The sequence below is a fragment of the Streptomyces sp. GSL17-111 genome (assembly GCF_037911585.1).
Lineage (GTDB): Bacteria > Actinomycetota > Actinomycetes > Streptomycetales > Streptomycetaceae > Streptomyces.
Map to the genome: position 1 here is coordinate 5,485,003 of NZ_JBAJNS010000001.1, position 25,491 is coordinate 5,510,493.

A 25,491-nucleotide genomic window follows, 5' to 3' on the forward strand; every position below is an offset into this window, starting at 1 on the left:
AGGAACGATGGCGATCAGCGTGGCAGTGGCGGGGGCGAGCGGGTACGCGGGAGGGGAACTCCTGCGCCTCCTGCTCCAGCACCCCGACGTGCGCATCGGAGCCCTGACCGGCAACGCGAACGCCGGCCGTGAGCTCGGCGAGCTGCAGCCGCAGCTCGCTCCGCTGGCCGACCGCAGGCTGGAGGCCACCACGGCCGAGGTGCTGGCCGGGCACGACGTCGTGTTCCTCGCCCTGCCGCACGGCGAGTCGGCGGCCGTGGCGCGGCAGCTCGGCACCGCGGCCGACGACCCGCTGATCGTCGACTGCGGGGCCGACTTCCGGCTCACCGACGCGGACGCCTGGCAGCGCTTCTACGGCACCCCGCACGCCGGGACGTGGCCCTACGGACTGCCGGAACTGCCCGGCGCCCGGGACGGGCTGCGCGGCGCCCGCCGGATCGCCGTCCCCGGCTGCTACCCGACGGCCGTCAGCCTCGCGCTCTTCCCCGCCTACGCGGCCGGGCTCACCGAGCCGGAGGCCGTCGTCGTCGCGGCGACCGGCACCTCGGGGGCGGGCAAGGCGCTCAAGCCGCACCTGCTCGGCAGCGAGGTCATGGGCGCGATGAGTCCCTACGGCGTCGGCGGCGTCCACCGGCACACCCCGGAGATGACGCAGAACCTCTCCGCCGTGGCGGGCGAGCCGGTCACGGTCTCCTTCACCCCCACGCTCGCGCCGATGCCGCGCGGCATCCTCGCGACCTGCTCGGCGAAGGCCCGGCCCGGCGTCACCGCGCAGCGGCTGCGCGAGGCGTACGCGAAGGCGCTCGCCGACGAGCCGTTCGTCCGGCTGCTGCCGGAGGGTCGCTGGCCGTCCACCGCGCACGTGTACGGGGCGAACACGGTGCTGCTCCAGGTCGCGCTGGACGAGGCCGCCGGGCGCGTCGTCGTCGTCTCCGCCCTCGACAACCTCACCAAGGGCACCGCCGGCGGCGCGGTGCAGAGCATGAACATCGCCCTCGGACGGCCCGAGGAGCAGGGACTCACCACGAACGGAGTCGCACCATGAGCGTGACGGCGGCCAAGGGGTTCGCGGCGGCGGGTGTCGCCGCCGGGCTCAAGGACAGCGGCGCCCCGGACGTGGCGCTCGTCGTCAACACCGGCCCGCGTCTGGCGGCGGCGGGCGTCTTCACCGGCAACCGGGTGAAGGCCGCCCCGGTGCTGTGGTCGCAGCAGGTGCTCAGCGGCGGGCAGGTCTCCGCCGTCGTCCTCAACTCCGGCGGCGCCAACGCCTGCACCGGCCCGCTCGGCTTCCAGGACACCCACGCCACCGCCGAGAAGGCCGCCGAGGTCCTGGGGGTGAACGCGGCCGAGGTCGCCGTCGCCTCCACCGGGCTCATCGGCCTGCGGCTGCCGATGGACAGGCTGCTGCCGGGGATCGCCACGGCGGCGGAGGAGCTCTCCCCGCACGGCGGCGAGAAGGCCGCCATCGCCATCAAGACGACCGACACCGTGCACAAGACGGCCGTCGCGGAGGGCCCCGGCTGGACGGTCGGGGGCATGGCCAAGGGCGCGGGGATGCTCGCGCCGGGCCTGGCCACGATGCTCGTCGTCCTCACCACCGACGCCGACGTTCCGGCCGCCGACCTCGACGCCGCGCTCCGGGCCGCCACCCGCACCACGTTCGACCGGGTGGACTCCGACGGCTGCATGTCCACCAACGACACGGTCCTCCTGCTGGCCTCCGGCGCCTCCGGCGTCGTCCCCGAGGCGCCGCAGTTCGCCGAGGCCGTCCGGGCCGTCTGCGACGACCTGGCCCAGCAGCTCGTCCGCGACGCCGAGGGCGCCTCCAAGGACATCCGCATCGAGGTGGTGAACGCCGCCGACGAGGACGAGGCCGTCGACGTCGCCCGGTCGATCGCGCGCAACAACCTCCTCAAGTGCGCCCTCCACGGTGAGGACCCGAACTGGGGCCGGGTGCTGTCCGCCATCGGCACGACGTCCGCCACCTTCGAGCCCGACGAGCTCAACGTCGCCATCAACGGCGTCTGGGTCTGCAAGAACGGTTCCGTCGGCGAGGACCGCGAGCTGGTCGACATGCGGTACCGCGAGGTCCGCATCACCGCCGACCTGGCCGCCGGCCCGCACTCCGCCGTCGTGTGGACCAACGACCTGACCGCCGACTACGTCCACGAGAACAGCGCCTACTCGACATGAGGGTCATGAGCACGCGTCAGCACACCGCCCTGCCGAAGGCCCGCACGCTCATCGAGGCGCTGCCCTGGCTCACCCGGCACCACGGCAGGACGGTCGTCATCAAGTTCGGCGGCAACGCCATGGTCGACGAGGAGCTGAAGGCCGCCTTCGCGCAGGACGTCGTCTTCCTGCGCCACGCCGGGCTGCGCCCCGTCGTCGTCCACGGCGGCGGCCCCCAGATCAGCGCCCAGCTCGACCGGCTCGGCCTCACCTCCGAGTTCAAGGCCGGGCTGCGGGTGACGACGCCCGAGACCATGGACGTCGTCCGCATGGTGCTGGCCGGGCAGGTCCAGCGTGAGCTGGTCGGCCTGCTCAACCAGCACGGGCCGCTGGCCGTCGGCATGACCGGCGAGGACGCCCACCTCATGACCGCCACCAAGCGCTGGGCGGACGTCGACGGCGAGCGGGTGGACATCGGCCGCGTGGGCGACGTGTCGGCCGTCGAACCGGGCGCCGTCCGGGCCCTGCTGGACGACGGCCGCATCCCGGTCATCTCCTCCATCGCCCGCAGCGCGGACGACGAGCACGTCTACAACGTCAACGCCGACACGGCCGCCGCCGCCCTGGCCGCCGCGCTCGGCGCGGAGACGCTGATGGTCCTCACCGACGTCGAGGGGCTGTACGCGGACTGGCCCCGCAGCGACGACGTCATCAGCAGACTCACCGTCAGCGAGCTGGAGAAGCTGCTGCCCGACCTGGCCAGTGGCATGGTGCCCAAGATGGAGGGCTGTCTGCACGCCGTGCGGCAGGGCGTGCGGACGGCCCGGGTCATCGACGGACGGGTCCAGCACGCCATCCTGCTGGAGATCTTCACGGACGAGGGAATCGGCACCATGGTGGTGCCCGACGAGGGGGAGAAGGCATGATCACCGGTGCGATCGGCGCGGCCGGCGGCAGCGTCACCGGGAGCGGTCCCGGCAGCGGGCCCGGCACGGGGAACGCCGCCCTCACCCGGCGCTGGCAGGGCGCCCTCATGGACAACTACGGCACGCCCCGCATTCCCCTGACGCACGGGGAGGGGGCCCGGCTCTGGGACGCCGACGGCAAGGAGTACCTGGACTTCGTCGGCGGCATCGCCGTCACGTCCCTCGGTACCGGCCACCCCGCCGTCGTCCGCGCCGTCTCCGACCAGGTCGCCACGCTCGGGCACGTCTCCAACCTCTTCATCGCCGAGCCGACGGTCGCCCTCGCCGAGCGGCTCCTGGAGCTGGCGGGCCGGCCCGGCGCCGTCTACTTCGCCAACTCCGGCGCCGAGGCGGTCGAGGCGGCCGTCAAGATCGGACGGCGCACCGGGCGCACGCACATGGTCGCCACCGAGGGCGGCTTCCACGGCCGCACCATGGGCGCGCTCGCCCTCACCGGCCAGCCGCAGAAGCAGGACCCCTTCCGGCCGCTGCCCGGCGACGTCACCCACGTCCCCTACGGCGACGTGGAGGCGCTGCGGGCGGCCGTCACCGAGGAGACGGCGCTGTTCGTCGTCGAGCCGGTCCAGGGCGAGAACGGCGTCGTCGTTCCGCCCGAGGGCTACCTCGCCGCCGCGCGGGAGATCACCCGGGCGACCGGCACGCTGCTGGTCGTCGACGAGATCCAGACCGGTATCGGCCGGACCGGACACTGGTTCGCCTGCCAGGCCCAGGGCGTCGAGCCGGACGTCATCACGTTGGCCAAGGGCCTGGGCGCGGGCCTGCCCCTCGGCGCCACCCTGGCCTTCGGCGACGCGGCCGGGCTGCTGACGCCCGGTCAGCACGGCTCCACGTTCGGTGGCAACCCCGTCGCCTGCGCGGCCGGGCTGGCGGTGCTGGAGACGATCGCGGCCGACGGGCTGCTCGCTCACGTCCAGCGGGTGGGCTCCCAACTCCGTGACGGAATCTGGGCTTTGGGACACCCTTTGATCGACCGGGTCCGCGGTGCCGGGCTGCTGCTGGGTATCGTGCTCACCGAGCCCGTGGCCGCCCGGGCGCAGCAGGCGGCTCAGGACGCGGGATTCCTGGTGAACGCGGTCGCCCCGGACGTCGTCCGGCTGGCGCCGCCGCTGATCATCTCGGAAGCCGAGGCGGACGCCCTCGTGCGGGCGCTCCCCGCCGTCCTGGATGCCGCGGACCCCGCACGATCAGCCCGATGAGCCGGAGAGTGACGATGACCGAGGAGCCCCTCAGCGGACCGGCCGTGCCGCAGACGCGCACGGCCCGGCATCGCCGGATCGTGGACATCCTCGGGCGGCAGGCCGTCCGCTCGCAGAGCCAGCTCGCCAAGCTGCTCGCCGACGACGGCCTGTCCGTCACCCAGGCCACGCTCTCGCGCGACCTGGACGAGCTGGGGGCGGTGAAGATCCGCAACACCGGCGGCGAGCTGATCTACGCCGTGCCCGGCGAGGGCGGCGACCGCACGCCCCGCGCCCCGCTCGGCGAGTCGGCGACCGAGGGCCGCATGGCGCGGCTGGCCGGGGAGCTGATGATCTCCGCCGAGGCCTCGGCCAACCTCGTCGTCCTGCGCACGCCGCCCGGCGCCGCGCAGTTCCTCGCCTCGGCCATCGACCAGGCGGGCGTGCACGAGATCATCGGCACCATCGCCGGTGACGACACGCTGCTGCTCATCAGCCGCGCGCCGGACGGCGGCCAGGCCCTCGCGGACCACCTCCTGACCCTGGCCCAGCGCCACCGGTAGGGGCGTGCCGCGCGCCATCGGGTGATGCGGCTCAGCCAGGCGGGTGGCAGTGACCGCCGTAGGACGCCTCCCGGGCGGGCCGGTGCCCCAGGATCGGTGCTGCCTCCGTCTCCGGCGGACGGTGCGTCGACCACGTCGGTGCCGCGCGATCGGCCCGACCACGGCTGTTCGAGGAGTCCTGCCCATGCGTTCACGTGTCATCGCCGTCACGGCCGCCGCGGTCGCGGCCACGGCCGTCCTCGCGCCACCCGCCCACGCCGCCCCGCTCGTCGACGGGGTCTACCGGTTCGCGGCCCTGCGGGACGGCGCGTGCCTGGTCTGGCCGAAGTCCGGCGGACACGTCGGCACGGTGTCGGTGGGCGCCTGTGCGGACACCGCGTCCACCTCGGCGAACTGGCGCGTACGGCAGCGCCCCGACGGAACCATGGAGGTCTCCCTGCCCGGGTCGAACCCGCCCGCCTGCCTGCGGGTGACGGACTACCGCAAGGTCGTGGTCGGCGACCACTGCGCCGACCGGTACGCCGAGTGGACCGTCTCCTACGGCTCGGCGGGGCCCGGCAGCGTGGTGTGGGCCGACATCGAGCACACCCCCGGCGACCGGTCGGACTCGTGGGGGAGGCTGGTCGACAGCGCCGAGGTGACCGGTCGGCTCGTGGTGCGACCGGTCCCCGTCGAGCCGCACTACTGGGCGGTGCACCCGGTCGACCAGCTGTAGTGACCCGTGCGGTGGGGCACGCCGCGGGCGGAGACGCGGGCGGTGGAAAACCGGGTGCCCGGCGGCTGGGCCGTGGAGGAGGATCGGGGGCGTTCGCGCCCACCACGTCCCGGGAGTAGCCCCATGCCGCGCCGCCACGTCGTCCCCTCCCTGTTCCCCCCGCCCGGCTACGCCCACGCGGCCGTCGTCGAGGCGGGGGAGCGGCTGGTGTTCACCGCGGGCGGCGTGCCGCTGGACGCCGAGGGCGAGCTCGTCGGCCCCGGGGACCGTCCCGTCCAGACGCGGCGGGTGCTGGCCAACCTGGACGCGGCGCTGCGGGAGGCGGGCAGCGCCCTGGAGCACGTCGTCGCCACGGAGGTCTACGTCGTGGCCGAGCGGGACGAGGACCTGTACGCCGTCTGGGACGAGGTGCGGGCCTCGGGCCTGTCCACCGGGCCGCACGCCTCCACGCTGCTCGGCATCGCGCGCCTCGGCTACCCCGGGCAGTTGGTGGAGATCACCGCCGTGGCGACGGTGCCTGAGCGGCCCTGAGCCGGGGCGTCGCTCGGGCGGGGGGCGCTACGGCGCGGCCGGGTCCGGCGGCCCGGGCGGCAGCGGCGGCAGGGGCAGGGGGAGGCCCGGCAGCCCGTCCACGCTCGTGGGGACGTCCGGTTTCTTGCGGAAGTAGGCGTCCAGCGTCTCGTCCGTCTCCCGCTCGAACCGGGAGCGGTGCAGGGACCGGTCCTCGTCGTACGTCATGAACGGCACGGCGTACCCGCAGGTGTCGCGGATGTGCTCGGCGGCGACGACGATCACGGCGCGCAGGCCGTGCCGGGCGCCGTCGGCGTGCGGGAAGTGGGCGAGCAGCCCGGGGAAGCGGGGGTCGTCCCGGAAGACGGGCTCGCCGCGCCCGTGGACGCGGACGATGTTCGGCGGGCCGGTGAACGCGCACCACATCAGCGTGATCCGGCCGTTCTCGCGCAGATGGGCGATGGTCTCGGCGTTGCTGCCCGCGTAGTCGAGGTAGGCGACGGTGTGGGCGTCCAGGACGGCGAGCGAACCGCGCAGGCCCTTGGGGGAGAGGTTGACCGTGCCGTCGGCGGCGAGTGGTGCGGTGGCGGTGAAGAAGACGGGCTGCTCCTCGATGAACGCCCGCAGCCTGCCCTCGATCCGTTCGTGGCGTTGACCCATGGAGCACATTCAACAGCGTCCGAATCGGCCGGCACCACCGAAAAAGGCGGCAAGGAACCCCGCTTTACCCCGGGTCCGAGCGCGCCAAACCACGACCGCGTTGACGAACCATGCGGAGGGATGCATACTTATGCCAGTCGCCGTATGGATCGTTAGGAGAACCCCGTGACCGAGCGCGTCGTACTCGCCTACTCCGGCGGCCTGGACACCTCCGTCTGTATCGGATGGATCGCGGAGGAGACCGGGGCCGAGGTCATCGCCGTCGCCGTGGACGTCGGCCAGGGCGGGGAGGACCTGGACGTCATCCGCAAGCGCGCGCTCGCCTGCGGGGCGGTCGAGGCCGAGGTCGCGGACGCCAAGGACGAGTTCGCCGACGAGTACTGCCTGCCGGCGGTGAAGGCCAACGCCCTCTACATGGACCGGTACCCCCTCGTCTCCGCCCTCTCCCGGCCCGTCATCGTCAAGCACCTGGTGGCCGCCGCGAAGAAGCACGGCGCCACCACCGTCGCCCACGGGTGCACCGGCAAGGGCAACGACCAGGTGCGGTTCGAGGCCGGCATCTCCTCCCTCGCTCCCGACCTCACCTGCATCGCCCCCGTCCGGGACTACGCGATGACCCGGGACAAGGCGATCGCCTTCTGCGAGGAGAAGAACCTCCCGATCGCGACGACCAAGAAGTCCCCGTACTCGATCGACCAGAACGTCTTCGGCCGGGCCGTGGAGACCGGCTTCCTGGAGGACATCTGGAACGCCCCGATCGAGGACGTCTACGAGTACACGGAGAACCCGGCCGCCGCCCGGGAGGCCGACGAGGTGGTCATCACCTTCAAGGAGGGCGTCCCCGTCGCCCTGGACGGCAAGCCCGTCACCGTCCTCCAGGCCGTCCAGCAGCTCAACGAGCGGGCCGGTGCGCAGGGGATCGGCCGGATCGACATGGTCGAGGACCGGCTGGTGGGCATCAAGTCCCGTGAGGTCTACGAGGCGCCCGGCGCCATCGCGCTGATCACCGCCCACCAGGAGCTGGAGAACGTCACCGTCGAGCGGGAGCTGGCGCGCTACAAGCGGCAGGTCGAGCAGCGGTGGGGCGAGCTGGTCTACGACGGCCTGTGGTTCTCCCCGCTCAAGCGGGCGCTGGACGGCTTCATCGACGAGGCCAACGCCCACGTCAGCGGTGACATCCGGATGACGCTGCACGGCGGCCGGGCCGTCGTCACCGGACGGCGCTCCGAGGCGTCGCTGTACGACTTCAACCTCGCCACCTACGACTCCGGCGACACCTTCGACCAGTCGCTGTCCAAGGGCTTCATCGAGCTCTTCGGCATGTCGAGCAAGATCGCCGCGAAGCGGGACCTCGCGCAGTAACCTGCGCCCGTACCACCACAGGCGACCTCCGCCGCCCCGCCCTCCGACGGGCGGGGCGGCGGCTTTCACGAGCACGCACGAGTAGGAGCACCCAAGCGATGACCAACGGAATCGAGCAGGCCGAGGGCGGCGACGTGCGGCTGTGGGGCGGACGCTTCGCGGACGGCCCCTCCGAGGCGCTGGCCAGGCTCAGCGCCTCCGTGCACTTCGACTGGCGGCTCGCGCCCTACGACATCGCCGGCTCCCGGGCCCACGCCCGGGTGCTCCACACCGCCGGACTGCTCACGGCCGAGGAGCTGGAACGCATGCTGGCCGGCCTGGACCGGCTGGAGGCGGACGTCGCCGACGGCTCGTTCACCGGGACGATCGCCGACGAGGACGTGCACACCGCGCTGGAACGCGGCCTGCTGGAGCGGCTCGGCCCCGACCTCGGCGGCAAGCTGCGCGCCGGGCGCTCCCGCAACGACCAGGTCGCCACGCTCTTCCGCATGTACCTGCGCGACCACGCCCGGATCATCGGCGGGCTGATCACCGACCTGCAGGAGGCGCTGACCGGACTCGCCGAGGCGCACCCGGACGTCGCGATGCCCGGGCGCACCCACCTCCAGCACGCGCAGCCGGTGCTCTTCGCCCACCACGTGCTCGCCCACGTCCAGGCGCTCGGCCGGAACGCCGAGCGGCTGCGCCAGTGGGACGCCCGCACCGCCGTCTCGCCCTACGGCTCCGGCGCTCTGGCCGGTTCCTCCCTCGGGCTCGACCCGGAGGCCGTCGCGGCCGACCTCGGTTTCGAGCACGGCTCGGCCGCCAACTCCATCGACGGCACGGCCTCCCGCGACTTCGTCGCCGAGTTCGCCTTCATCACCGCGATGATCGGGGTCGACCTCTCCCGGATCGCCGAGGAGATCATCATCTGGAACACGAAGGAGTTCTCCTTCGTGACCCTGCACGACGCCTTCTCGACCGGTTCGTCGATCATGCCGCAGAAGAAGAACCCCGACATCGCGGAGCTCGCGCGGGGCAAGTCGGGCCGGCTCATCGGCAACCTGACGGGCCTGCTGGCCACGCTGAAGGCCCTGCCGCTCGCCTACAACCGCGACCTCCAGGAGGACAAGGAGCCCGTCTTCGACTCCTGCGACCAGCTGGAGGTCCTGCTGCCCGCCTTCACCGGCATGATGGCCACCCTGACCGTCAACCGGGAGCGGATGGCGGAGCTGGCCCCGGCCGGCTTCTCGCTGGCGACCGACATCGCCGAGTGGCTGGTGAGGCAGGGCGTGCCCTTCCGCGTCGCCCACGAGGTGGCGGGGGCGTGCGTCAAGGAGTGCGAGCGCACCGGGATCGAGCTGGAGGAGCTGACCGACGAGCAGTTCGCCGCCATCTCCCCGCACCTGACGCCCGAGGTCCGCGGCGTCCTGAACGTGCCGGGCGCGCTCGCCTCCCGCAGCGGCCGGGGCGGCACCGCCCCGGAGGCCGTCGCGGCGCAGCTCGCCGAGGTGAAGGCCGATCTGGTGAAGCAGCGGGAGTGGGCGAGCGCCAAGGGGTGAGCACCCGCCGGTCTGGGTACGGTGGTCGTTTCCAGGACCGCCGCCCGGACCGTGCAGGGAGCCCGCGATGCCGTTCGCCCGTCTGGCCACCGCGACCACACCCACCGCCCACATCGGACTGGGACTGGCGGCCGTGGGCCGTCCCGGTTACCTCAACCTCGGCCGGGAGGCCGACCTCCCGGCCGAGCGCACCGTCGAGGCCCTGCGGGAGCGCACGCACGAGCTGCTGGACGCCGCGTACGCGCAGGGGGTGCGCTACATCGACACGGCGCGGTCCTACGGCCGCGCCGAGGAGTTCCTCGGCTCCTGGCTGGAGGCCCACCCCGAGGCCGACGACCTGGTCGTCGGCAGCAAGTGGGGCTACGCCTACACCGCCAACTGGCGCACCCGGGCGGACGTGCACGAGGTCAAGGAGCACAGCCTGGCGATGTACGAGACGCAGCGCGCGGAGACCCGCGCCCTGCTCGGCGACCACCTCGACCTCTACCAGATCCACTCCCTGACGCCCGACAGCCCGGCCCTCACCGACACGGCCCTGCACGAGCACCTGGCGGGGCTCGCGGAGGAGGGCGTGTCGGTCGGCTTCTCCACCAGCGGCCCGGAGCAGGCCCGCGCCATCCGGGCGGCGCTGGAGGTGCGGGTCGCGGGGGAGCCGCTGTTCCGCTCGGTGCAGGCCACCTACAACCTGCTGGAGCCCTCCGCCGGCCCGGCGCTCGTCGAGGCCCACGACGCCGGGCTCACGGTGATCGTGAAGGAGGCGGTGGCCAACGGCCGGCTCGCCGGGGAGCAGGCGCCGCAGCCGTTGCGCCGGATCGCCGAGGAGCTGGGCGCGGGCTGCGACGCCGTCGCGCTGGCGGCCGTGCTGGGCCGCCCGTGGGCGTTCGTCGCCCTCTCCGGCGCCGCCACCGCCGAGCAGCTGTTCACCAATCTGCACGCCGTCACCGTCGAGCTCGGCGAGGAGCACACCGAGGCGCTCGCCGAGCTCATCGAGGAGCCGGAGGCGTACTGGCGCCGCCGTGCCGAGCTGCCCTGGAGCTGACCGCCACGGACACCGGACCGGCCGTCCCCGCTGCCACGGAGTGAGACGTCAGTGCCCCGGGTGAGACATGAATGTCTCATCTGCGCTACCGTTGTCTCATGTCCGTCCCCCGTGAACAGATCCTGAAGGCCGCCGCCGAGCTGCTCTCCCGCCGCGCCACGGCGTCCATGGACGAGATCGCCCGCTCCGCCGGCATCAGCCGTGCCACGCTGCACCGGCACTTCGCCGGACGCGAGGCGCTCATCGTGGCCCTCGGCGACCTCGGGATCCGGCAGATCGAGGAGAGGCTGGACGCCGCCCGCATCGACGAGGGCGATCCGGCCGACGCGCTGCGCCGGCTCATCGACGAGGCCACGCCCGTCGCCGGATTCCTGGCCTTCCTCTACGGCGAGAACCAGCTCTACGAGAGCGACCTGATGGACGCCGGGTGGGCGCGCGTCGACGCCCGGGTGGGCGCGCTCCTGCGGCGCGGCAGGGAGGAGGGCGTCCTGCGCGGCGACCTCTCCACCGCCTGGCTCGTCGACGCGCTGTTCGCCCTCGTCGCCGCCTCCGGCTGGAGCGTCCAGGACGGGCGGCTGGCGCCGAAGGACGCCTCCCGCGTGGTCGCCGAGCTCCTGCTCGGCGGCGCGCTGGAACGGGGGGCCCGATGACCACGCGGACCACCGCCACCGCCCGGCCCGCGGGCGGGCGCGAAGCCGGCCCGGGGCGCTGGCTCGCCCTCGCCGTCCTCGCCCTCGCCGTGCTCCTCGTCGGCATCGACGCCACCGTGCTGGGGCTGGCGACGCCCTTCCTCAGCGAGGACCTGCGGCCCTCCGGCACCCAGCTGCTGTGGATCGGCGACGTCTACTCGTTCGTCATCGCCGGGCTGCTCGTCTCCATGGGCGGCCTCGGCGACCGCGTCGGCCGCAAGAGGCTGCTGCTCGCCGGTGCGGCGGCGTTCGGCGCCGTCTCCGTGCTCAACGCCTACGCGCACAGCCCGGAGGCGATGATCCTCTGGCGCGCTCTCCTCGGCGTCGCCGGGGCCACGCTCATGCCCGCCACGCTGGCGCTGATCCGCAACCTCTTCCACGACCCGCGCGAACGCAGCCTCGCGGTCGGCATCTGGGGCGCGATGGCCTCGGCCGGCGCGGCCGTCGGGCCCGTCGTCGGCGGCTTCCTGCTGGAGCACTTCTGGTGGGGCTCGGTCTTCCTCATCAACCTCCCGGTGATGGCCGTGCTCGTCGTGGTGGGCGCGAAGGTGCTGCCCGAGTCCAAGAACCCCGACCCCGGGCCGTGGGACCTGCCGAGCGTGGGTCTGTCGATGGTGGGGCTGGTCGGCGTCGTCTACGCGATCAAGGAGGCCGCCGCGCACGGCCCCGACCGGTACGCCGCCCTGGCCGGGGCGGTCGGCGCCCTCGCGCTGGCCGCCTTCGTCCGCCGTCAGCTCCGGCTGCCGTCCCCGCTGCTGGACATGCGCCTCTTCCGCAGGCGCGGGTTCTCCGGCGCGGTCCTCGCCGACCTGCTGACGATCCTGGGCCTGTCCGGGCTGATCTTCTTCCTCTCCCAGTTCCTCCAGATGGTGCAGGGCCGCTCGCCGCTCCAGGCGGGGCTCGCCGAACTGCCCGCCGCCCTGGGCGCGGTGGCCGCCGGACTGCTCGCCGGGCGGGTCGCCAGGGGCACCTCCGTGCGCGGTGCGGTCAGCGGCGGACTCGCCGCCGTCGGCCTGGCGCTGGGCGCCTGCGTGTGGCTGGACGCCACCACGGAGTACTGGCTGCTCGGGCCGGTCCTGCTGGTCGTCGGCATCGGGGCCGGCCTGGCGTTCACGGTGACGGCCGACGTCATCCTCTCCAGCGTGCCCGAGGAGGAGGCCGGGGCGGCCTCGGCCGTCTCGGAGACGGCGTACGAGCTGGGGGCCGCGCTCGGCATCGCGCTGCTCGGCTCCGTGGTGACGGGCGTCTACCGGGACCTCGCCGTCCCCGCCGGTGTCCCGGACCAGGACGCCGCCGGGGCACGGGAGTCGCTGGGCGCGGCGGTGGAGACGGCGGGCACCCTGCCCGAGCCCGTGGGCGGCCGGCTGCTGTCGGCGGCGCAGGAGAGCTTCACCGAGGGGCTGCGAACCGCCGCCGGCGCCGGTTCGCTGGTGCTGCTCACGGCGGCGGCCGCCGCCTGGTGGCTGCTGCGCGGCCAGCGCCTGGGCGAGGTCCCCGAGCCCGGGTGACGCGGCGGTTCAGGCCGCCTTGGCCTTCGTCGCGTAGATGTCGACGTACTCCTGGCCGGACAGGCGCATGACCTCGCTCATGACCTCGTCCGTCACCGCGCGCAGCACGTAGCGGTCGCGGTCCATGCCCTCGTAGCGGGAGAAGTCCAGCGGCTCGCCGAACCGCACGGTGATCCGCAGCCCGGGGCCGACGCGGGGCAGGCCGCGGCCGCCCGGCTGCACCCGGTCGGTGCCGATCATCGCGAACGGCACGACCGGGGCGCCCGTCATCAGCGCCAGCCGGGCGATGCCCGTCCGGCCCCGGTAGAGGCGGCCGTCGGGGGAGCGGGTGCCCTCGGGGTAGATGCCGAAGACGTTGCCCTGCTCCAGCACCCGGCGGCCCGTCATCAGCGCCGCCACGCCGCCCCGGCCGCCGTCCCGGTCGACGGGGATCATGCCGCAGCCGGTGAAGAACCACGCCATCAGCCGACCCTTGAGGCTCGTGCCGGTGACGTACTCGTCCTTGCCGATGAAGAACACCTGCCGCTCGGTGACCAGTGGCAGGATCATCGAGTCGATGAACGTCAGGTGGTTGCCCGCGAGGATCACCGGACCCGTGCCCGGGATGCGGTCGGCGCCCTCGATCCGAGGGCGGAAGAACAGGCGCAGGAACGGTCCGAGTACCGCCCGGATCAGGACGAAACGGCGCATCACGGGTTCAGCCTCCGGTGGTGGGATCTGTCTGCGCCGCCGGGCGCGTTCACGACGATAACGGGCGCCGGACACTCACGAACCACCGGGTAACCCGCGCCACCGCACCCGTCGACGGTGGCGTCCCGGTGTTTCCGCCGTGTTCCGCACGCCGTCTCCCACCGGACACCACCCCGCGTCTACGCTTCGGCGCGTCATCTGCCGGGAACGGGGGCGGGGTTCGCCGTGCGTGCTCCCCGCGCCACCGAGGAGGTTCCATGGAAGACGTGCAGCAGCCCGGGCGCAGGGCGGTCCTGGGTGCGACGGTACTGGGGGCGGCCGGCGCCGCCGCGCTCGGCGCCGCGGCTCCGGCCGTGGCGGCCACCGCCCGGCCGGAGGGATCCCGGGGGCGCGGGCCGGACCGGCTGCCGGTGCCCGCCGTCATCGCCCACCGGGGAGCCAGCGGCTACCGGCCGGAGCACACGCTCGGCGCCTACCAACTGGCGCTCGACATGGGTGCGGACGTGATCGAGCAGGACCTCGTGCCGACCCGGGACGGTCACCTCGTGTGCCGGCACGAGAACGAGATCGGCGGCACCACCGACGTCGCCGACCGCCCGGAGTTCGCCGACCGCCGGACCACGAAGACCGTGGACGGCCGGGAGTTCACGGGCTGGTTCACCGAGGACTTCACCCTCCGGGAGCTGAAGACGCTGCGCGCGACCGAGCGCATCCCCCAGCAGCGGCCCGACAACACCCTCTACGACGGCCGTTGGGAGGTGCCCACGTTCGCCGAGGTGCTCGACTGGGCCGAGGCGGAGGGCCGTCGGCGGCGGCGCACCGTCTGGCTGCACGTCGAGACCAAGCACCCGAGCTACTTCCGCGGGCTCGGGCTCGGCCTGGAGGAGCGGCTGGCCCGGCTGCTGCGGGCGCACCGGCTGCACCGCCGGGGCGCGCCGGTGTTCGTCCAGTCCTTCGAGCCCAGCAGCATCCGGCGCATGGCCCGGCTCGTCGACACCCCCGGTGTCGTCCTGCTGTCCTCGGCCGGCTCCCGCCCCTGGGACTTCGTGGAGGCGGACGACCCGCGCACCGTGGCCGACCTGGTGACGGCCGAGGGGCTCGACTGGATCGCCTCGTTCGCCCGGGGCATCGGACCGACGCTGGACCTGATCCTGCCCCGGCGCCAGGACGGGAGCCTCGGCGATCCGACGACCCTGGTGCGGGACGCCCACGCGCGCGGGCTGGTGCTGCACCCCTACACCATGCGCAACGAGAACGCCTTCCTCCCCGCCGACTTCCGTCGCGGCACCGACCCGGGCGCCTACGGCGACGCGTTCGGGGCCCTGCGCACCTACTTCGGGACCGGGATCGACGGCCTCTTCACCGACCACCCCGACACCGCGCTGCTGGCGGCCGCCGACTTCCGTCGCGCGCGCGGCTGACCGGCCCGTTCCGGTGCGGGCGCGGACCGCACCGGAACGCCGGGCCGTTCCGGTGAATCGCAGGCGGGTCGGGAATCTCACAGGCGACTTGCGTACTGCGGCGTTCCCGCTGCCTGGGATGTCTGCGCAGAATGCTCCTGACGGAGGTTGGAGAACCCGGTCAGGGGGGAAGGGTGCGAGAGACAACCGGCGTCACCAGGGCAGCCCCGCCCGTCCGCGCGACCCTCACTCCCCGGCGCGGCGGGCTCGAGACACCAGAAAGAGGCGTGCGCACATGGGCATGAGCGTGACCATCTCTGCGGCGACCGGCCAGGACACCGAGCAGATCCTCAAGCTCCAGTACCTGTGCTACCAGAGCGAGGCGGAGCTCTACCGGGACTGGAGTATCGAGCCGCTGACCCAGACGCTGGAGGCGCTGCGCGACGAGTTGGCCGGCGGGGTCGTCCTGGTGGCCCGGCTCGGCGGGGAGGTCGTCGGTTCGGTGCGCGGCACCGTCGACGCGGAGGGCACCGCGCACATCAACAAGCTCGTCGTCCACCCCCGGCTGCAGCGCCACGGCCTCGGCGGCCGGCTGCTGGCCGCCCTCGAGGACCGCCTCGCGGGGGAGCAGGGCGCCCGTCGGTTCCGCCTCTTCACCGGCCACCGCAGCGAGGGCAACCTGCGGCTGTACCGGCGCTGCGGCTACGTCGCCTCGGGCACCGAGCGGGTCTCGTCCCGGCTGAGCCTCATCACCCTGGAGAAGGCCGCCGTGGCCGAGGCGTACACCACCAGCGCCTGACGCCGGCCGCGGCCGTCCCCGCTCCGCTCAGGACGCCGGGGACCGCCGCAGCCACCACAGCCCGACGACGGGCAGCACCAGGGGGATGAACAGGTACCCCATGCCGTAGGCCGACCACACGGTGGTGTCGGGGAACGCCTCCGGGTCGAACACGGACCACGTCCCGACCACGAGCACCCCGGCCAGCTCCGCCACGCACCCGGCCAGTGCCGTCCTGCGCGCCGTCTCCCCGCCGCGCACCAGGGCGACGGTGATGGCGCAGTACACGACGGCGGCCACGGCCGAGAGCGCGTAGGGCAGCGGGGCCTCGTCGAAGCGGGTCGCGATCTGGTAGGCCGAGCGCGAGGTGGCGCCCACGGCGAACACCGCGTAGAGCGTGACGAGCAGCCGTCCGGGGCCGGAGCCGATCCGCCCGCCCTCGGTGGCCGGGTCGACTCCGGGCCCTCCCGAACGCCGGGCGCGTGTCACCTCAGGCACCTCCGCCTCCCCAGATGTCGTAGAGCCGCACCTGCAGGACGGCCAGGACCACGGCCCCCGCGGCCACCGTCGCCGAACCCCAGCGGGTCCGTTCCGACAGGGAGAGGAACGCGACGGCCGGGATCGCACAGGCGCAGCCGACGAGGTAGGAGACGAAGACCACCGTGCCGTCGTCCGCCTCGGCACCGCCCGCGAGCCGGACGACGCCGACGACCAGCTGCGCCAGCGCGAGCAGCGTGACGACCGCCATGCCGGCGAAGTGCCAGTCCTTGGTGGGCTCGTTCCGGTAGGCCGCCAAGCCGCACCAGGCGGCCAGCGCGAGCGCGGCCACGGCGACCGCGACCGTCAGCGGGGTGAACATGGCAGCGACTTTACTGCGCTGCCCCGCTTCGGCCGATTCCGGGTGGTCCGCCGCGCCCCGACGGTCACGACGGCCGGCAGCGTTCGATGGCCGACGTGGTCTTGACCACAGGACGCGCCGCGCCCGAGACCCGGCCCGCCCTGCCGGTGCCGCCCTGCGGAACCGGCTGCGCCGCAGGTCAGAGCCGGTGCGGACACAGTGCTCCGCACGTCCCGCACCGGTCACGACCGCGCACGGAGACGTCCATTATCCGGACGGTTGTCTCTGCTGGTGGGACGATCGGGCGGCTGTCTGTTTGACTTGCCCCATGAGCACGACGCGCAGCCACCTTCACGTCACCGAGGCGATCTCCCTGCCCGGTGGCTGCTGCATGCGTCGAATGTGTGACCGCTGAGGGCCCCTGCCGAAGCAGCCTCGCGCCCCGAAGCGAGCCCGTGCGCACCGCCGTCTGACCAGCCCGCCCGACCCGCCGGGCACCCGGTCCGCACGCAGCCCGGCGCGCCTCCGCGCGCGCCGCCTTCAGCCACCGACACACCCCCGCACGCCCGCCCCGCACGGGTCCGGCGTGCCCGACAGTCACGGAATCCCAGTGATCACCACCACGGACCTGACGAAGGTCTACCGCACGCCCGACCGTGAGGTCACCGCCCTGGACGGGGTGAACCTGCACGTCAAGGAGGGCGAGGTACACGGCGTCATCGGCCAGAGCGGGGCCGGGAAGTCCTCCCTGATCCGCTGCGTCAACCTGCTGGAGACGCCTACCTCCGGCACGGTGACGGTCGACGGCCGCGACCTCACCGCCCTCGCCGGACGGGGTGCCCGCCCCTCCGCAGCCCTGCGGCAGGCCCGCAGCCGCATCGGCATGGTCTTCCAGCACTTCAACCTGCTCTCCTCGCGCACGGTCCGGGGCAACGTCGAGCTCCCCCTGGAGATCCTCGGCCTCGGGCGCGCCGAGCGCCGCCGCAAGGCGCTCGACCTCCTCGACCTGGTCGGGCTCGCCGGGCACGCGCGGGCCCATCCCGCCCAGCTCTCCGGTGGTCAGAAGCAGCGCGTGGGCATCGCCCGTGCGCTGGCCGGGGACCCCAAGGTGCTGCTGTCCGACGAGGCCACCTCCGCGCTCGACCCCGAGACCACCGCCTCCGTCCTCGCCCTCCTGCGCGATCTGAACCGGCAACTGGGCCTGACCGTCCTGCTCATCACCCACGAGATGGACGTCGTCAAGACCGTGTGCGACTCGGCCTCCCTCATGCGGGACGGGCGGATCGTGGAGTCCGGCACCGTCCGCGAGCTGCTCGCCACCCCCGGCTCGGCCCTGGCCGCCGCGCTGTTCCCCGTGGGCGGTCCGCTGCCCGAGGCCGGCGACCGCACCGTCGTGGACGTCACCTTCCACGGCGCGGCCACCGGGCGGCCACTGATCTCCCAGCTCGCCCGCACCTATCACGTCGACGTCTCCATCCTGGGCGCCGCGATGGACACCGTCGGAGGAGCACAGATCGGCCGCATGCGGATCGAACTGCCCGGCCCCTTCGGCGACAACGTCGTGCCCATCGGCTTCCTGCGCGAACAGGGCCTCGCGGTCGAGGTCGTCACGGACGCCGGGGCCGCACCGGACGATCCCCACGCGGCCGCCGCGCTGACCAAGGAGGCCTCCCGATGACCTGGACCCAGATGCAGCCCCTGCTGACCCAGGCGTGCGTCGACACCCTCTACATGGTCGGCTGGTCCACGCTGATCGCCGCGCTCGGCGGCGTCCCGCTCGGGGTCCTGCTCGTCCTGACCGACCGCGGCGGCATGCTGCGCAACCTCGCGGTGAACCGGGTCGTCGGGGCCGTCGTCAACGTGGGGCGCTCGCTGCCGTTCGTCATCCTGCTCGTCGCCCTGATCCCGTTCACCAGCGCGGTCGTCGGCACCTTCATCGGGCCGACGGCGGCCATCGTGCCGCTGGCGGTCGGCGCCGTCCCGTTCTTCGCCCGGCTCGTGGAGACGGCCGTCCGCGAGGTCGACCGGGGCCTGGTCGAGGCCGCGCAGGCCATGGGCGGCGGCACCGGCACCGTCGTCCTCAAGGTCCTCCTGCCGCAGGCGCTGCCCTCGCTCGTGGCCGGGCTGACCACCACCGTCATCGTGCTGATCGGCTACTCGGCGATGGCCGGCGTCGTCGGCGCCGGCGGCCTGGGCGATCTCGCCCACACCTACGGCTACCAGCGTTTCGAGACGACGCTGATGCTCGTCACCGTCGCCGTGCTCATCGCCCTGGTCACCCTCGTCCAACTGCTCGGCGACGCCGCCGTGCGGTTCCTCGGCCGCCGCGAACGCGCCGGCTGAGCCCACGCCCCCACCCGCCCCCCGCAGAGCCACCGCAGAACCACCGCAGAGAACCGCCACAGGCCCGAACTCTTCGTCGGGCAGGCGCCATCCGAAAGGGAGCACTCCTCGTGCGTACCACCACCATCGTCACCGCCGTCGCGGCCACCGCCGCGCTCACCCTCGGCCTCACCGCCTGCGGCACCGCCTCGGACCCCGGCAACGACGCCTCGGGTGACGGCGCGACGCTCACCGTCGCCGCCTCCGCGACCCCGCACGCCGAGATCCTGGAGTACGTCCGGGACCACCTGGCGAAGGACGCGGGCCTGGACCTCGAGGTCCGGGTGGTCAACGACTACGTCCTGCCCAACACCGCGACGGAGAGTGGCGACGTCGACGCCAACTACTTCCAGCACCGGCCCTACCTCGACGACTTCAACGCCAAGAACGACACGCACATCACCCCCGTCGCCGACGTCCACCTGGAGCCGCTCGGCCTGTACTCGAAGGACGCCGACGCCCTCGACGCCCTCGGGGCCGGGGCGACGATCGCACTGCCCAACGACACCACCAACGGCGGCCGGGCCCTGCACCTGCTCGCGGCGCACGGGCTGATCGAACTGGCCGACGGCGCGGGCCAGGACGCCACCGTCGCCGACATCGCCGACGCCGGGGGCCTGCGGTTCAAGGAACTGGAGGCCGCCACGCTGCCCCGCGCCCTCGGCGAGGTGGACGCCGCCGTCATCAACGGCAACTACGCCATCGAGGCCGGGCTGGCACCGGCCGAGGACGCCCTCGCGCTGGAGACCGCCGAGGGCAACCCGTACGCCAACTTCCTCGCGGTGAAGGAGGGCAACGAGGACGACCCGCAGGTGCGCACGCTCGCGGGGCTCCTCAACTCCGAGGAGGTGCGGGCGTTCATCGAGGACGAGTACGCGGGCTCCGTGGTGCCCGCCTTCGGCTCCGCGCGGGACTGAGCGGCGCGGCCCGCCGCCCGGAACCGCCCACCGGGCCGGTCTCTCACCCGTCGAGGGACCGGCCCGGCGCACGTCCGCGGCCATGCTGCATGCTGTGCAGATGACCCCGTCGGCACGGAGAGGCGCATGACTTCCAGTTTCCCGGACATCTCCATCAGTACGGACCGGCTCGTGCTGCGACCGTTCGAGGAAGCGGACATCCCCGCGCTCACCGACATGATGAACGACGACCTCGTCACCGCGTGGACGGACGTCCCGCACCCCTTCACCGAGAGCCACGCCCGGGACTGGGTCACCCGGCGTGCCCCGCTGAAGCGTTCCTGCGGGAGCGGCATCGTCCTCGCCGTCAGCGAGTTCCTCACCGGACGGCTCGTGGGCAGCCTGGAGTTGCGCAACACCGACTGGCGCACCGCGGCCACCGAGGTGCGCTACGTCGTCGCCCAGTGGGCCCGTGGCGAGGGGTACGCCGCGGAGACGCTGCTGGCGGTCTCCGGCTGGCTCTTCGGCCACCAGGGTTTCGCGCGCCTGGAACTGCGCACCGCCGCAGGCAACACCGCCGCCCAGCAGGTGGCCCAGAAGATCGGCTGCATCAGCGAGGGCGTCCTGCGCAACGCCGGGACGACGCGGGTGCGCACCGACGACCGCGGTGCCGGAGACCCGGAGGCGACGGGTGAGTGGACCGACGCCCGCACCGACCTCATCGTCTGGAGCCTCCTCCCCGAGGACGTCGACGAGACGGGCGAGGAGCCGCCCGCCGTCGTCGAGCGCACCCCCGCCGAGCCACGCGGGAGCCTCGGGTAATCTCATCGCGCCCGCCCATCGCCCCTCACCCCCGCAGGAGACCCGAAGCCGATGGCCGACCGTGTCACCGTGATCGGCTGGGACGGCTCTCCGCTGGGCGCCCCGGCCCGCGCCGCGCTCGGCGCCGCCACCCTCGTGGCGGGTGCCGCCCACCACCTCGACCTGCCCGACGTCCCGGCCGCCGCCGAGCGCGTCCGGCTCGGCAGCATCACGCTCGCCGCCCGCCGCGTCGCCCGGCACCGGGGCACCGCCGTCGTGCTCGCCGACGGCGACCCCGGCTTCTTCGGCGTCGTCCGCGCCCTGCGCGCCCCCGAGCACGGGCTGGAGGTCGAGGTCGTCCCCGCCGTCTCCGCCGTGGCCGCGGCCTTCGCCCGCGCCGGCATGCCGTGGGACGACGCCCAGGTCGTCGTCGCGGGCAGCCGGACCCTGCGCCGCGCCGTCAACGTGTGCCGCGCCCACCCCAAGGTGGCCGTCCTCACCTCGCCCGGCGCGGGGCCGGCCGAACTGGCCCTGCTCCTCGGCGACGTGCACCGCACGTTCGTCATCTGCGAGGAACTGGGCACCTCCCGCGAGCGCATGACGGTGCTGACCTCCGACAAGGTCGCCGACCACGTCTGGCGCGACCCCAGCGTCGTCATCGTCGTCGGCGGACACGGCGCGGGAGCGAGCACCGGCACCGGACAGGGCAGCGGGTGGATCGCCGGCCGGGAGCCGGGCTATCCGCGCGAGCACCGCGGCTGGGCGCTGCCGCGTCCGGTCCCCGGCGCCCCGGCCGCCCGCCTCACCACCGGCGAGTCCGCCCAGCTCCGGGCCGCCCAGCTGGCCCGCCTCGGGCCGCGCGCCGGAGACCTGGTGTGGGACATCGGGGCGGGCGGCGGCACCCTCGCGGTGGAGGCCGCCGGATTCGGCGCCGCCGTCATCGCCGTCGACCGCAACGCCGAGGCCTGCGCGCTCGCCACCGCCGCCGCCCGCGACCGGGGCGTCCAGCTCCAGGTCGTGCACGGCGGTGCCCCGCAGGTACTCGAAGACCTGCCCGAGCCCGACGTCGTCCGCGTCGGGGGCGGGGGCCTGCGGACGGTCACCGCCTGCGCCGACCGGCGGCCCGAGCGCCTCGTCACCCACGCCGGCAACCGCGACGAGGCCGAGGCACTCGGCCGGGTCCTGGCCGAGGCCGGTTACGCCGTCGAGTGCGTGCTGCTCCAGACCCTCGAACTGGACACGACCCGCTGGTCGGAGCGGGACCGCACCGTCGTCTTCCTGCTCGCCGGCACCCGGATGTGATCTGTCGCGGACAACCGTGACCAACCGGGGTCAGTCGCCCACCCCCGGCCGGTCGGCCCGGGCACGACCGGTAGGCTGACCGCCTGTTGTGCCGTCACCCTGAGTTGACGCTTTGTTCGGCAATGTACGGGTGACGACGGCGGGAGACGTGCCGCGCGCGGCGCATGCTCGTTCTCCCAGCGGGGGAGTCCCACGGGGACTCGAAGGAGCACTACCGATGGCGAGGGGTACGCATGACTGACACCGGCCAGGTCCCGGCCGAGGGACTGCCGGAGAACGCAGGCGCACAGCCGGAGCAGGCCCACACGCCCGCCTCCGGCACGTACACCTTCGCGGACCCGGCCGCCGGCGGCGCGGTGGGCGACGAGGACGACCAGCTGCTCATGCCCGGCGCGGTGGGCGCGTGGAACGAGTCCGTGCACTCCACCCCCGCCCAGCCCGTCCCGTCCGCCGCGCACCTCCCCGGCCCGCACGACACGGCGGGCGGCGGCACGGGCTACCAGGAGTACGCCCCGGCCCCCGAGTACGCCCACGGGCCGGAGTACGCCCCGCCGCCCGAGTACGCCCAGGGCCCCGGCCACACCGGCGGCCCCGTCGGCGGTGTCCCACGCCGTCCGCTGCACCTCGGCCCGCCGGTGCCCGAGCAGTCCGGTGCCGTCCGGTCGCTGGCCGACCGCGGCCCCACCCCCTCGGCCGCGGCCCCCGGCCCGGCCCCGGCCGCCGAGTACGCCGCACCGCCCGCGCCCGAGTACGACGCCCCGGGACACCCCGACGCGGGCCAGGTCGCCGGGGCCCCCGCCGAGGGCGGGTACGCCCCGGCGGTGGAGCAGCCGGCGCCCGGCTTCGAGCAGCAGCACGTCGCCACGCCCGTGCAGCCGGGGGCGTGGTCCGTCCCGGCGGACCAGGCACCCGGCGGTCAGCCGCAGCCGCAGCCGGACGCGGAAGCGGTGGGCCCCTACCCGCAGGCCCCCCCGCCGGGCCTCGACCCGGCCGCCGAGGCACACCCCGGCGGCGAGGCGTACGTCGGTCCGCAGGCCGAGCACGGTCCGCAGCCGCCCGAGCAGGTGGCGCAGCCCGAGCCGCAGGCCGAAGCGCCGGCCCCGGAGCCGTCCGCCGAGCCCGAGCCCGTGGCACAGCCCGTCGCGTCGGTCGAGGCCCCGGAGGTTCTTACGGAAGCCGCCGGCCCTGAGCCCGCCCCGATCGTGGAACAGCCGCAGGAGCAGGCCGTGTCTGCGGAGGAGCCGGCCGCCGAGCCGGCCGCCGTCGAGCCCGCCCCGGCCGAGCACCCGCAGGGACCGGGCCACCCGGACGCGACGGCCGAGGTCCAGGAGGCGGTGGAGGCCCCCCTCGCCGACGTGCCGCAGGAGCAGCCCGCCGCGCCCGAAGCCGTCGTTGCGCCGGAAGGCGTGCCCACGCCCGGGACCGAGGCGGCGCCCGCCGACACCCCCGGCGGTCCCACCGCCCCGCAGCCCGAGCCCGCCGCGCAGCCGGAACCGATCGTGGCGGAGACCGCCCACGAGGCTCCGGAAGCCCCCGAGGCCCCCGACGCCGTGCCCCCCGCGCCCGGCGACGTCCCGGCGGACGGGGCCGAGGCGGCCGCGCCCGTCCCCGACGCCGAGGCGGCCGTGCTCCCGGACACCGGGGCCGAGGCCGCCCCCGAGGCCGCCCCCGCCGCCGCGCCGCCGCAGCCCGAGCCGCCCCGGACCCCGCCGGCCCCCGGCTACCCGGACGCCGAACGCGAGGCCCTGCACAAGGTCATGCGCGAGCGCCGCGACATCCGCAACGGCTTCCGCTCCGACCCGATCCCGCACGAGGTGCTGCTGCGCGTGTTGGAGGCGGCCCACACCGCGCCGAGCGTCGGCCACTCCCAGCCGTGGGACTTCGTCATCATCCGCTCGGAGGAGACCCGCCGGGCGATGCACGAGCTGGCCGTGCGGCAGCGTGAGGCGTACGCCAAGTCGCTGCCCCGCGCCCGGGCCAAGCAGTTCAAGGAACTGAAGATCGAGGCCATCCTCGACACGCCCGTCAACATCGTCGTCACCGCCGATCCGACGCGCGGCGGGCGGCACACCCTCGGCCGCCACACCCAGCCGCAGATGGCGCCCTACTCCTCAGCGCTGGCGGTGGAGAACCTGTGGCTCGCCGCACGGGCCGAAGGGCTCGGCGTCGGCTGGGTGAGCTTCTTCGACGAGCGCGAGATGGTGACGGCGCTCGGCCTGCCGGAGCACCTGGAGGTCGTGGCCTACCTGTGCATCGGGTACGTCGACGCCTTCCCCGACGAGCCCGAACTCGCCCAGGCGGGCTGGTCCAAGCGGCGCCCGCTGTCCTGGGTGGTGCACGAGGAGGCCTACGGACGCCGGGTGCTGCCCGGCGGCGCGCCCAGCGACCTGCTGGCCGAGACGCTCGCGGGCATCCGTCCGCTGGACGCCAAGGCCCTCGGCGAGGCGTGGGAACGGCAGAAGCGCATGACCAAGCCGTCCGGCGCGCTCGGCATGTTGGAGATCATCTCCGCGCAGCTCAGCGGCCTGGCGCGCAAGTGCCCGCCGCCGGTCCCGGAGCCCGCCGCCGTGGCCGTCTTCGCCGGTGACCACGGGGTGCACGCCCAGGGGGTCACCGCCTGGCCGCAGGAGGTCACCGCCCAGATGGTGGCCAACTTCCTCGGCGGCGGCGCCGTCTGCAACGCCTTCGCGAACCAGGTGGGGGCCGAGGTGTGCGTGGTGGACGTCGGCGTGGCCGCCGAGCTGCCCGCCACCCCGGGGCTGCTGCCGCGCAAGGTGCGCCCGGGCACGGCCGACATCAGCGTCGGCCCCGCCATGGAGCGCGCCGAGGCCGTGCGGGCGATCGAGGTCGGTATCGAGACCGCCCGCGACCTCGTCACGGCGGGCAACCGGGCACTGCTCACCGGTGAGATGGGCATCGCCAACACCACCGTCTCCGCCGCCCTGATCTCGGCCTTCACCGGTACGGACCCGGCCGAGGTGACGGGCCGGGGCACCGGCATCAACGACGAGATGCACAGCCACAAGATCGACGTCGTCCGCCGCGCCCTGGAGCTGCACCGGCCCGACCCGGGTGACCCGATCGGCGTCCTCGCCGCGCTCGGCGGGCTGGAGCACGCCGCACTCGTCGGCCTCATCCTCGGCGGTGCGAGCCTGCGCACCCCGGTGATCCTCGACGGCGTCAGCGCCGGGGCCGCCGCCCTGGTGGCCCGCGCCATCGCACCGGAGGCGCTGGCCGCCTGCGTCGCGGGCCACCGCGGTGCGGAGCCCGGTCACGTGGTCGCCCTCACCAAGCTGGGCCTGCGCCCGCTGGTGGACCTGGACCTCCGGCTCGGCGAGGGCACCGGCGCCCTCCTCGCGCTGCCGGTCGTGCAGTCCGCCGCGCGCGCGATGCACGAGGTGGCGACGTTCGACGCGGCGGGTGTGACCGAGAAGGGCTGACCGGCCGACCAGGGCCGATGCCACACTCCCGTAACACCCGCCGT

General features: G+C 74.2%; 24 protein-coding genes. 20 read left to right on the plus strand and 4 right to left on the minus strand.

What is annotated here, in order from left to right:
- Positions 1-7 precede the first annotated feature (7 nt).
- The 7 genes from argC (at position 8) to V6D49_RS24360 (ending at position 6,142) form a co-directional block, all read left to right on the plus strand.
- Positions 8-1,045, plus strand: coding sequence for an N-acetyl-gamma-glutamyl-phosphate reductase (gene argC / locus V6D49_RS24330; protein WP_340562962.1), 1,038 nt, complete (start codon positions 8-10; stop codon positions 1,043-1,045).
- The gene (argJ, locus tag V6D49_RS24335) at positions 1,042-2,193 is read left to right on the plus strand and encodes a bifunctional glutamate N-acetyltransferase/amino-acid acetyltransferase ArgJ (protein WP_340562964.1); all 1,152 of its coding nucleotides are present in this window, start codon (positions 1,042-1,044) and stop codon (positions 2,191-2,193) included. Before argC ends, argJ begins: the two co-directional genes overlap by 4 nt.
- 5 nt (positions 2,194-2,198) lie before the next feature.
- Positions 2,199-3,098: an acetylglutamate kinase gene (argB, locus tag V6D49_RS24340; RefSeq protein ID WP_340562966.1), complete on the plus strand. Its 900-nt coding sequence runs from the start codon at positions 2,199-2,201 to the stop codon at positions 3,096-3,098.
- A complete protein-coding gene (locus V6D49_RS24345) occupies positions 3,095-4,354 on the plus strand; it encodes an acetylornithine transaminase (RefSeq protein WP_340562968.1) in 1,260 nt (419 codons plus the stop codon). Before argB ends, V6D49_RS24345 begins: the two co-directional genes overlap by 4 nt.
- Before the next feature lie 14 nt (positions 4,355-4,368).
- Entirely contained in the window at positions 4,369-4,896 is a 528-nt protein-coding gene (locus tag V6D49_RS24350) for an arginine repressor (protein ID WP_191209138.1), read from the plus strand.
- A 184-nt stretch (positions 4,897-5,080) separates the two neighbouring features.
- Positions 5,081-5,611, plus strand: a complete 531-nt coding sequence (locus V6D49_RS24355) for a hypothetical protein (RefSeq protein ID WP_340562969.1) — start codon at positions 5,081-5,083, stop codon at positions 5,609-5,611.
- 123 nt (positions 5,612-5,734) lie between these two features.
- Positions 5,735-6,142, plus strand: a complete 408-nt coding sequence (locus tag V6D49_RS24360; protein ID WP_340562972.1) for a RidA family protein — start codon at positions 5,735-5,737, stop codon at positions 6,140-6,142.
- 27 nt (positions 6,143-6,169) lie between these two features.
- On the opposite strand, the gene V6D49_RS24365 is transcribed toward V6D49_RS24360, so the two are convergent.
- A complete protein-coding gene (locus V6D49_RS24365) occupies positions 6,170-6,781 on the minus strand; it encodes a pyridoxamine 5'-phosphate oxidase family protein (protein ID WP_340562974.1) in 612 nt (203 codons plus the stop codon).
- 165 nt (positions 6,782-6,946) lie between these two features.
- Here V6D49_RS24365 and V6D49_RS24370 point away from each other — a divergent pair, with 165 nt between their 5' ends.
- From V6D49_RS24370 to V6D49_RS24390, 5 genes are all read left to right on the plus strand, one after another.
- Positions 6,947-8,143, plus strand: a complete 1,197-nt coding sequence (locus V6D49_RS24370) for an argininosuccinate synthase (protein ID WP_340562976.1) — start codon at positions 6,947-6,949, stop codon at positions 8,141-8,143.
- A gap of 98 nt (positions 8,144-8,241) precedes the next feature.
- Positions 8,242-9,684: an argininosuccinate lyase gene (argH, locus tag V6D49_RS24375; protein ID WP_340562979.1), complete on the plus strand. Its 1,443-nt coding sequence runs from the start codon at positions 8,242-8,244 to the stop codon at positions 9,682-9,684.
- Positions 9,685-9,751: 67 nt separating this feature from the next.
- Positions 9,752-10,723, plus strand: a complete 972-nt coding sequence (locus V6D49_RS24380; RefSeq protein WP_340562980.1) for an aldo/keto reductase — start codon at positions 9,752-9,754, stop codon at positions 10,721-10,723.
- Between the two features lie 98 nt (positions 10,724-10,821).
- Positions 10,822-11,373 carry a TetR/AcrR family transcriptional regulator gene (locus V6D49_RS24385; protein ID WP_340562982.1) on the plus strand — a complete coding sequence of 184 codons (552 nt, stop codon included), beginning with the start codon at positions 10,822-10,824 and terminating at the stop codon, positions 11,371-11,373.
- On the plus strand, positions 11,370-12,920 hold the full coding sequence (locus tag V6D49_RS24390) for an MFS transporter (RefSeq protein WP_340562984.1): 1,551 nt from the start codon (positions 11,370-11,372) through the stop codon (positions 12,918-12,920). Before V6D49_RS24385 ends, V6D49_RS24390 begins: the two co-directional genes overlap by 4 nt.
- 9 nt (positions 12,921-12,929) lie before the next feature.
- Here the strand turns inward: V6D49_RS24390 and V6D49_RS24395 are convergent, their stop codons facing one another.
- Positions 12,930-13,610 (minus strand): lysophospholipid acyltransferase family protein, encoded by a 681-nt coding sequence (locus V6D49_RS24395; protein ID WP_340564277.1) that lies wholly within the window; start codon positions 13,608-13,610, stop codon positions 12,930-12,932.
- A 257-nt stretch (positions 13,611-13,867) separates the two neighbouring features.
- Here V6D49_RS24395 and V6D49_RS24400 point away from each other — a divergent pair, with 257 nt between their 5' ends.
- Positions 13,868-15,031, plus strand: coding sequence for a glycerophosphodiester phosphodiesterase (locus V6D49_RS24400; protein WP_340562986.1), 1,164 nt, complete (start codon positions 13,868-13,870; stop codon positions 15,029-15,031).
- Between the two features lie 274 nt (positions 15,032-15,305).
- Positions 15,306-15,809: a GNAT family N-acetyltransferase gene (locus V6D49_RS24410; protein WP_340562989.1), complete on the plus strand. Its 504-nt coding sequence runs from the start codon at positions 15,306-15,308 to the stop codon at positions 15,807-15,809.
- A 27-nt stretch (positions 15,810-15,836) separates the two neighbouring features.
- On the opposite strand, the gene V6D49_RS24415 is transcribed toward V6D49_RS24410, so the two are convergent.
- Both V6D49_RS24415 and V6D49_RS24420 read right to left on the minus strand, forming a co-directional pair.
- Positions 15,837-16,277 carry a hypothetical protein gene (locus V6D49_RS24415; protein ID WP_340564280.1) on the minus strand — a complete coding sequence of 147 codons (441 nt, stop codon included), beginning with the start codon at positions 16,275-16,277 and terminating at the stop codon, positions 15,837-15,839.
- A gap of 1 nt (position 16,278) precedes the next feature.
- The gene (locus tag V6D49_RS24420) at positions 16,279-16,647 is read right to left on the minus strand and encodes a hypothetical protein (protein WP_340562991.1); all 369 of its coding nucleotides are present in this window, start codon (positions 16,645-16,647) and stop codon (positions 16,279-16,281) included.
- Between the two features lie 589 nt (positions 16,648-17,236).
- Between V6D49_RS24420 and V6D49_RS24425 the strand changes: the two genes are divergently transcribed.
- The 6 genes from V6D49_RS24425 (at position 17,237) to cobT (ending at position 25,447) form a co-directional block, all read left to right on the plus strand.
- Positions 17,237-18,304 (plus strand): methionine ABC transporter ATP-binding protein, encoded by a 1,068-nt coding sequence (locus tag V6D49_RS24425; protein WP_340562993.1) that lies wholly within the window; start codon positions 17,237-17,239, stop codon positions 18,302-18,304.
- On the plus strand, positions 18,301-18,969 hold the full coding sequence (locus V6D49_RS24430; protein WP_340562996.1) for a methionine ABC transporter permease: 669 nt from the start codon (positions 18,301-18,303) through the stop codon (positions 18,967-18,969). Before V6D49_RS24425 ends, V6D49_RS24430 begins: the two co-directional genes overlap by 4 nt.
- 110 nt (positions 18,970-19,079) lie before the next feature.
- Entirely contained in the window at positions 19,080-19,925 is an 846-nt protein-coding gene (locus V6D49_RS24435) for a MetQ/NlpA family ABC transporter substrate-binding protein (protein WP_340562998.1), read from the plus strand.
- Positions 19,926-20,051: 126 nt separating this feature from the next.
- Positions 20,052-20,726, plus strand: coding sequence for a GNAT family N-acetyltransferase (locus V6D49_RS24440; RefSeq protein WP_340563000.1), 675 nt, complete (start codon positions 20,052-20,054; stop codon positions 20,724-20,726).
- Positions 20,727-20,777: 51 nt separating this feature from the next.
- Positions 20,778-22,007, plus strand: coding sequence for a precorrin-6y C5,15-methyltransferase (decarboxylating) subunit CbiE (gene cbiE / locus V6D49_RS24445; protein ID WP_340563003.1), 1,230 nt, complete (start codon positions 20,778-20,780; stop codon positions 22,005-22,007).
- A gap of 233 nt (positions 22,008-22,240) precedes the next feature.
- A complete protein-coding gene (cobT, locus tag V6D49_RS24450) occupies positions 22,241-25,447 on the plus strand; it encodes a nicotinate-nucleotide--dimethylbenzimidazole phosphoribosyltransferase (protein ID WP_340563005.1) in 3,207 nt (1,068 codons plus the stop codon).
- The last annotated feature ends 44 nt before the right edge of the window (positions 25,448-25,491 follow it).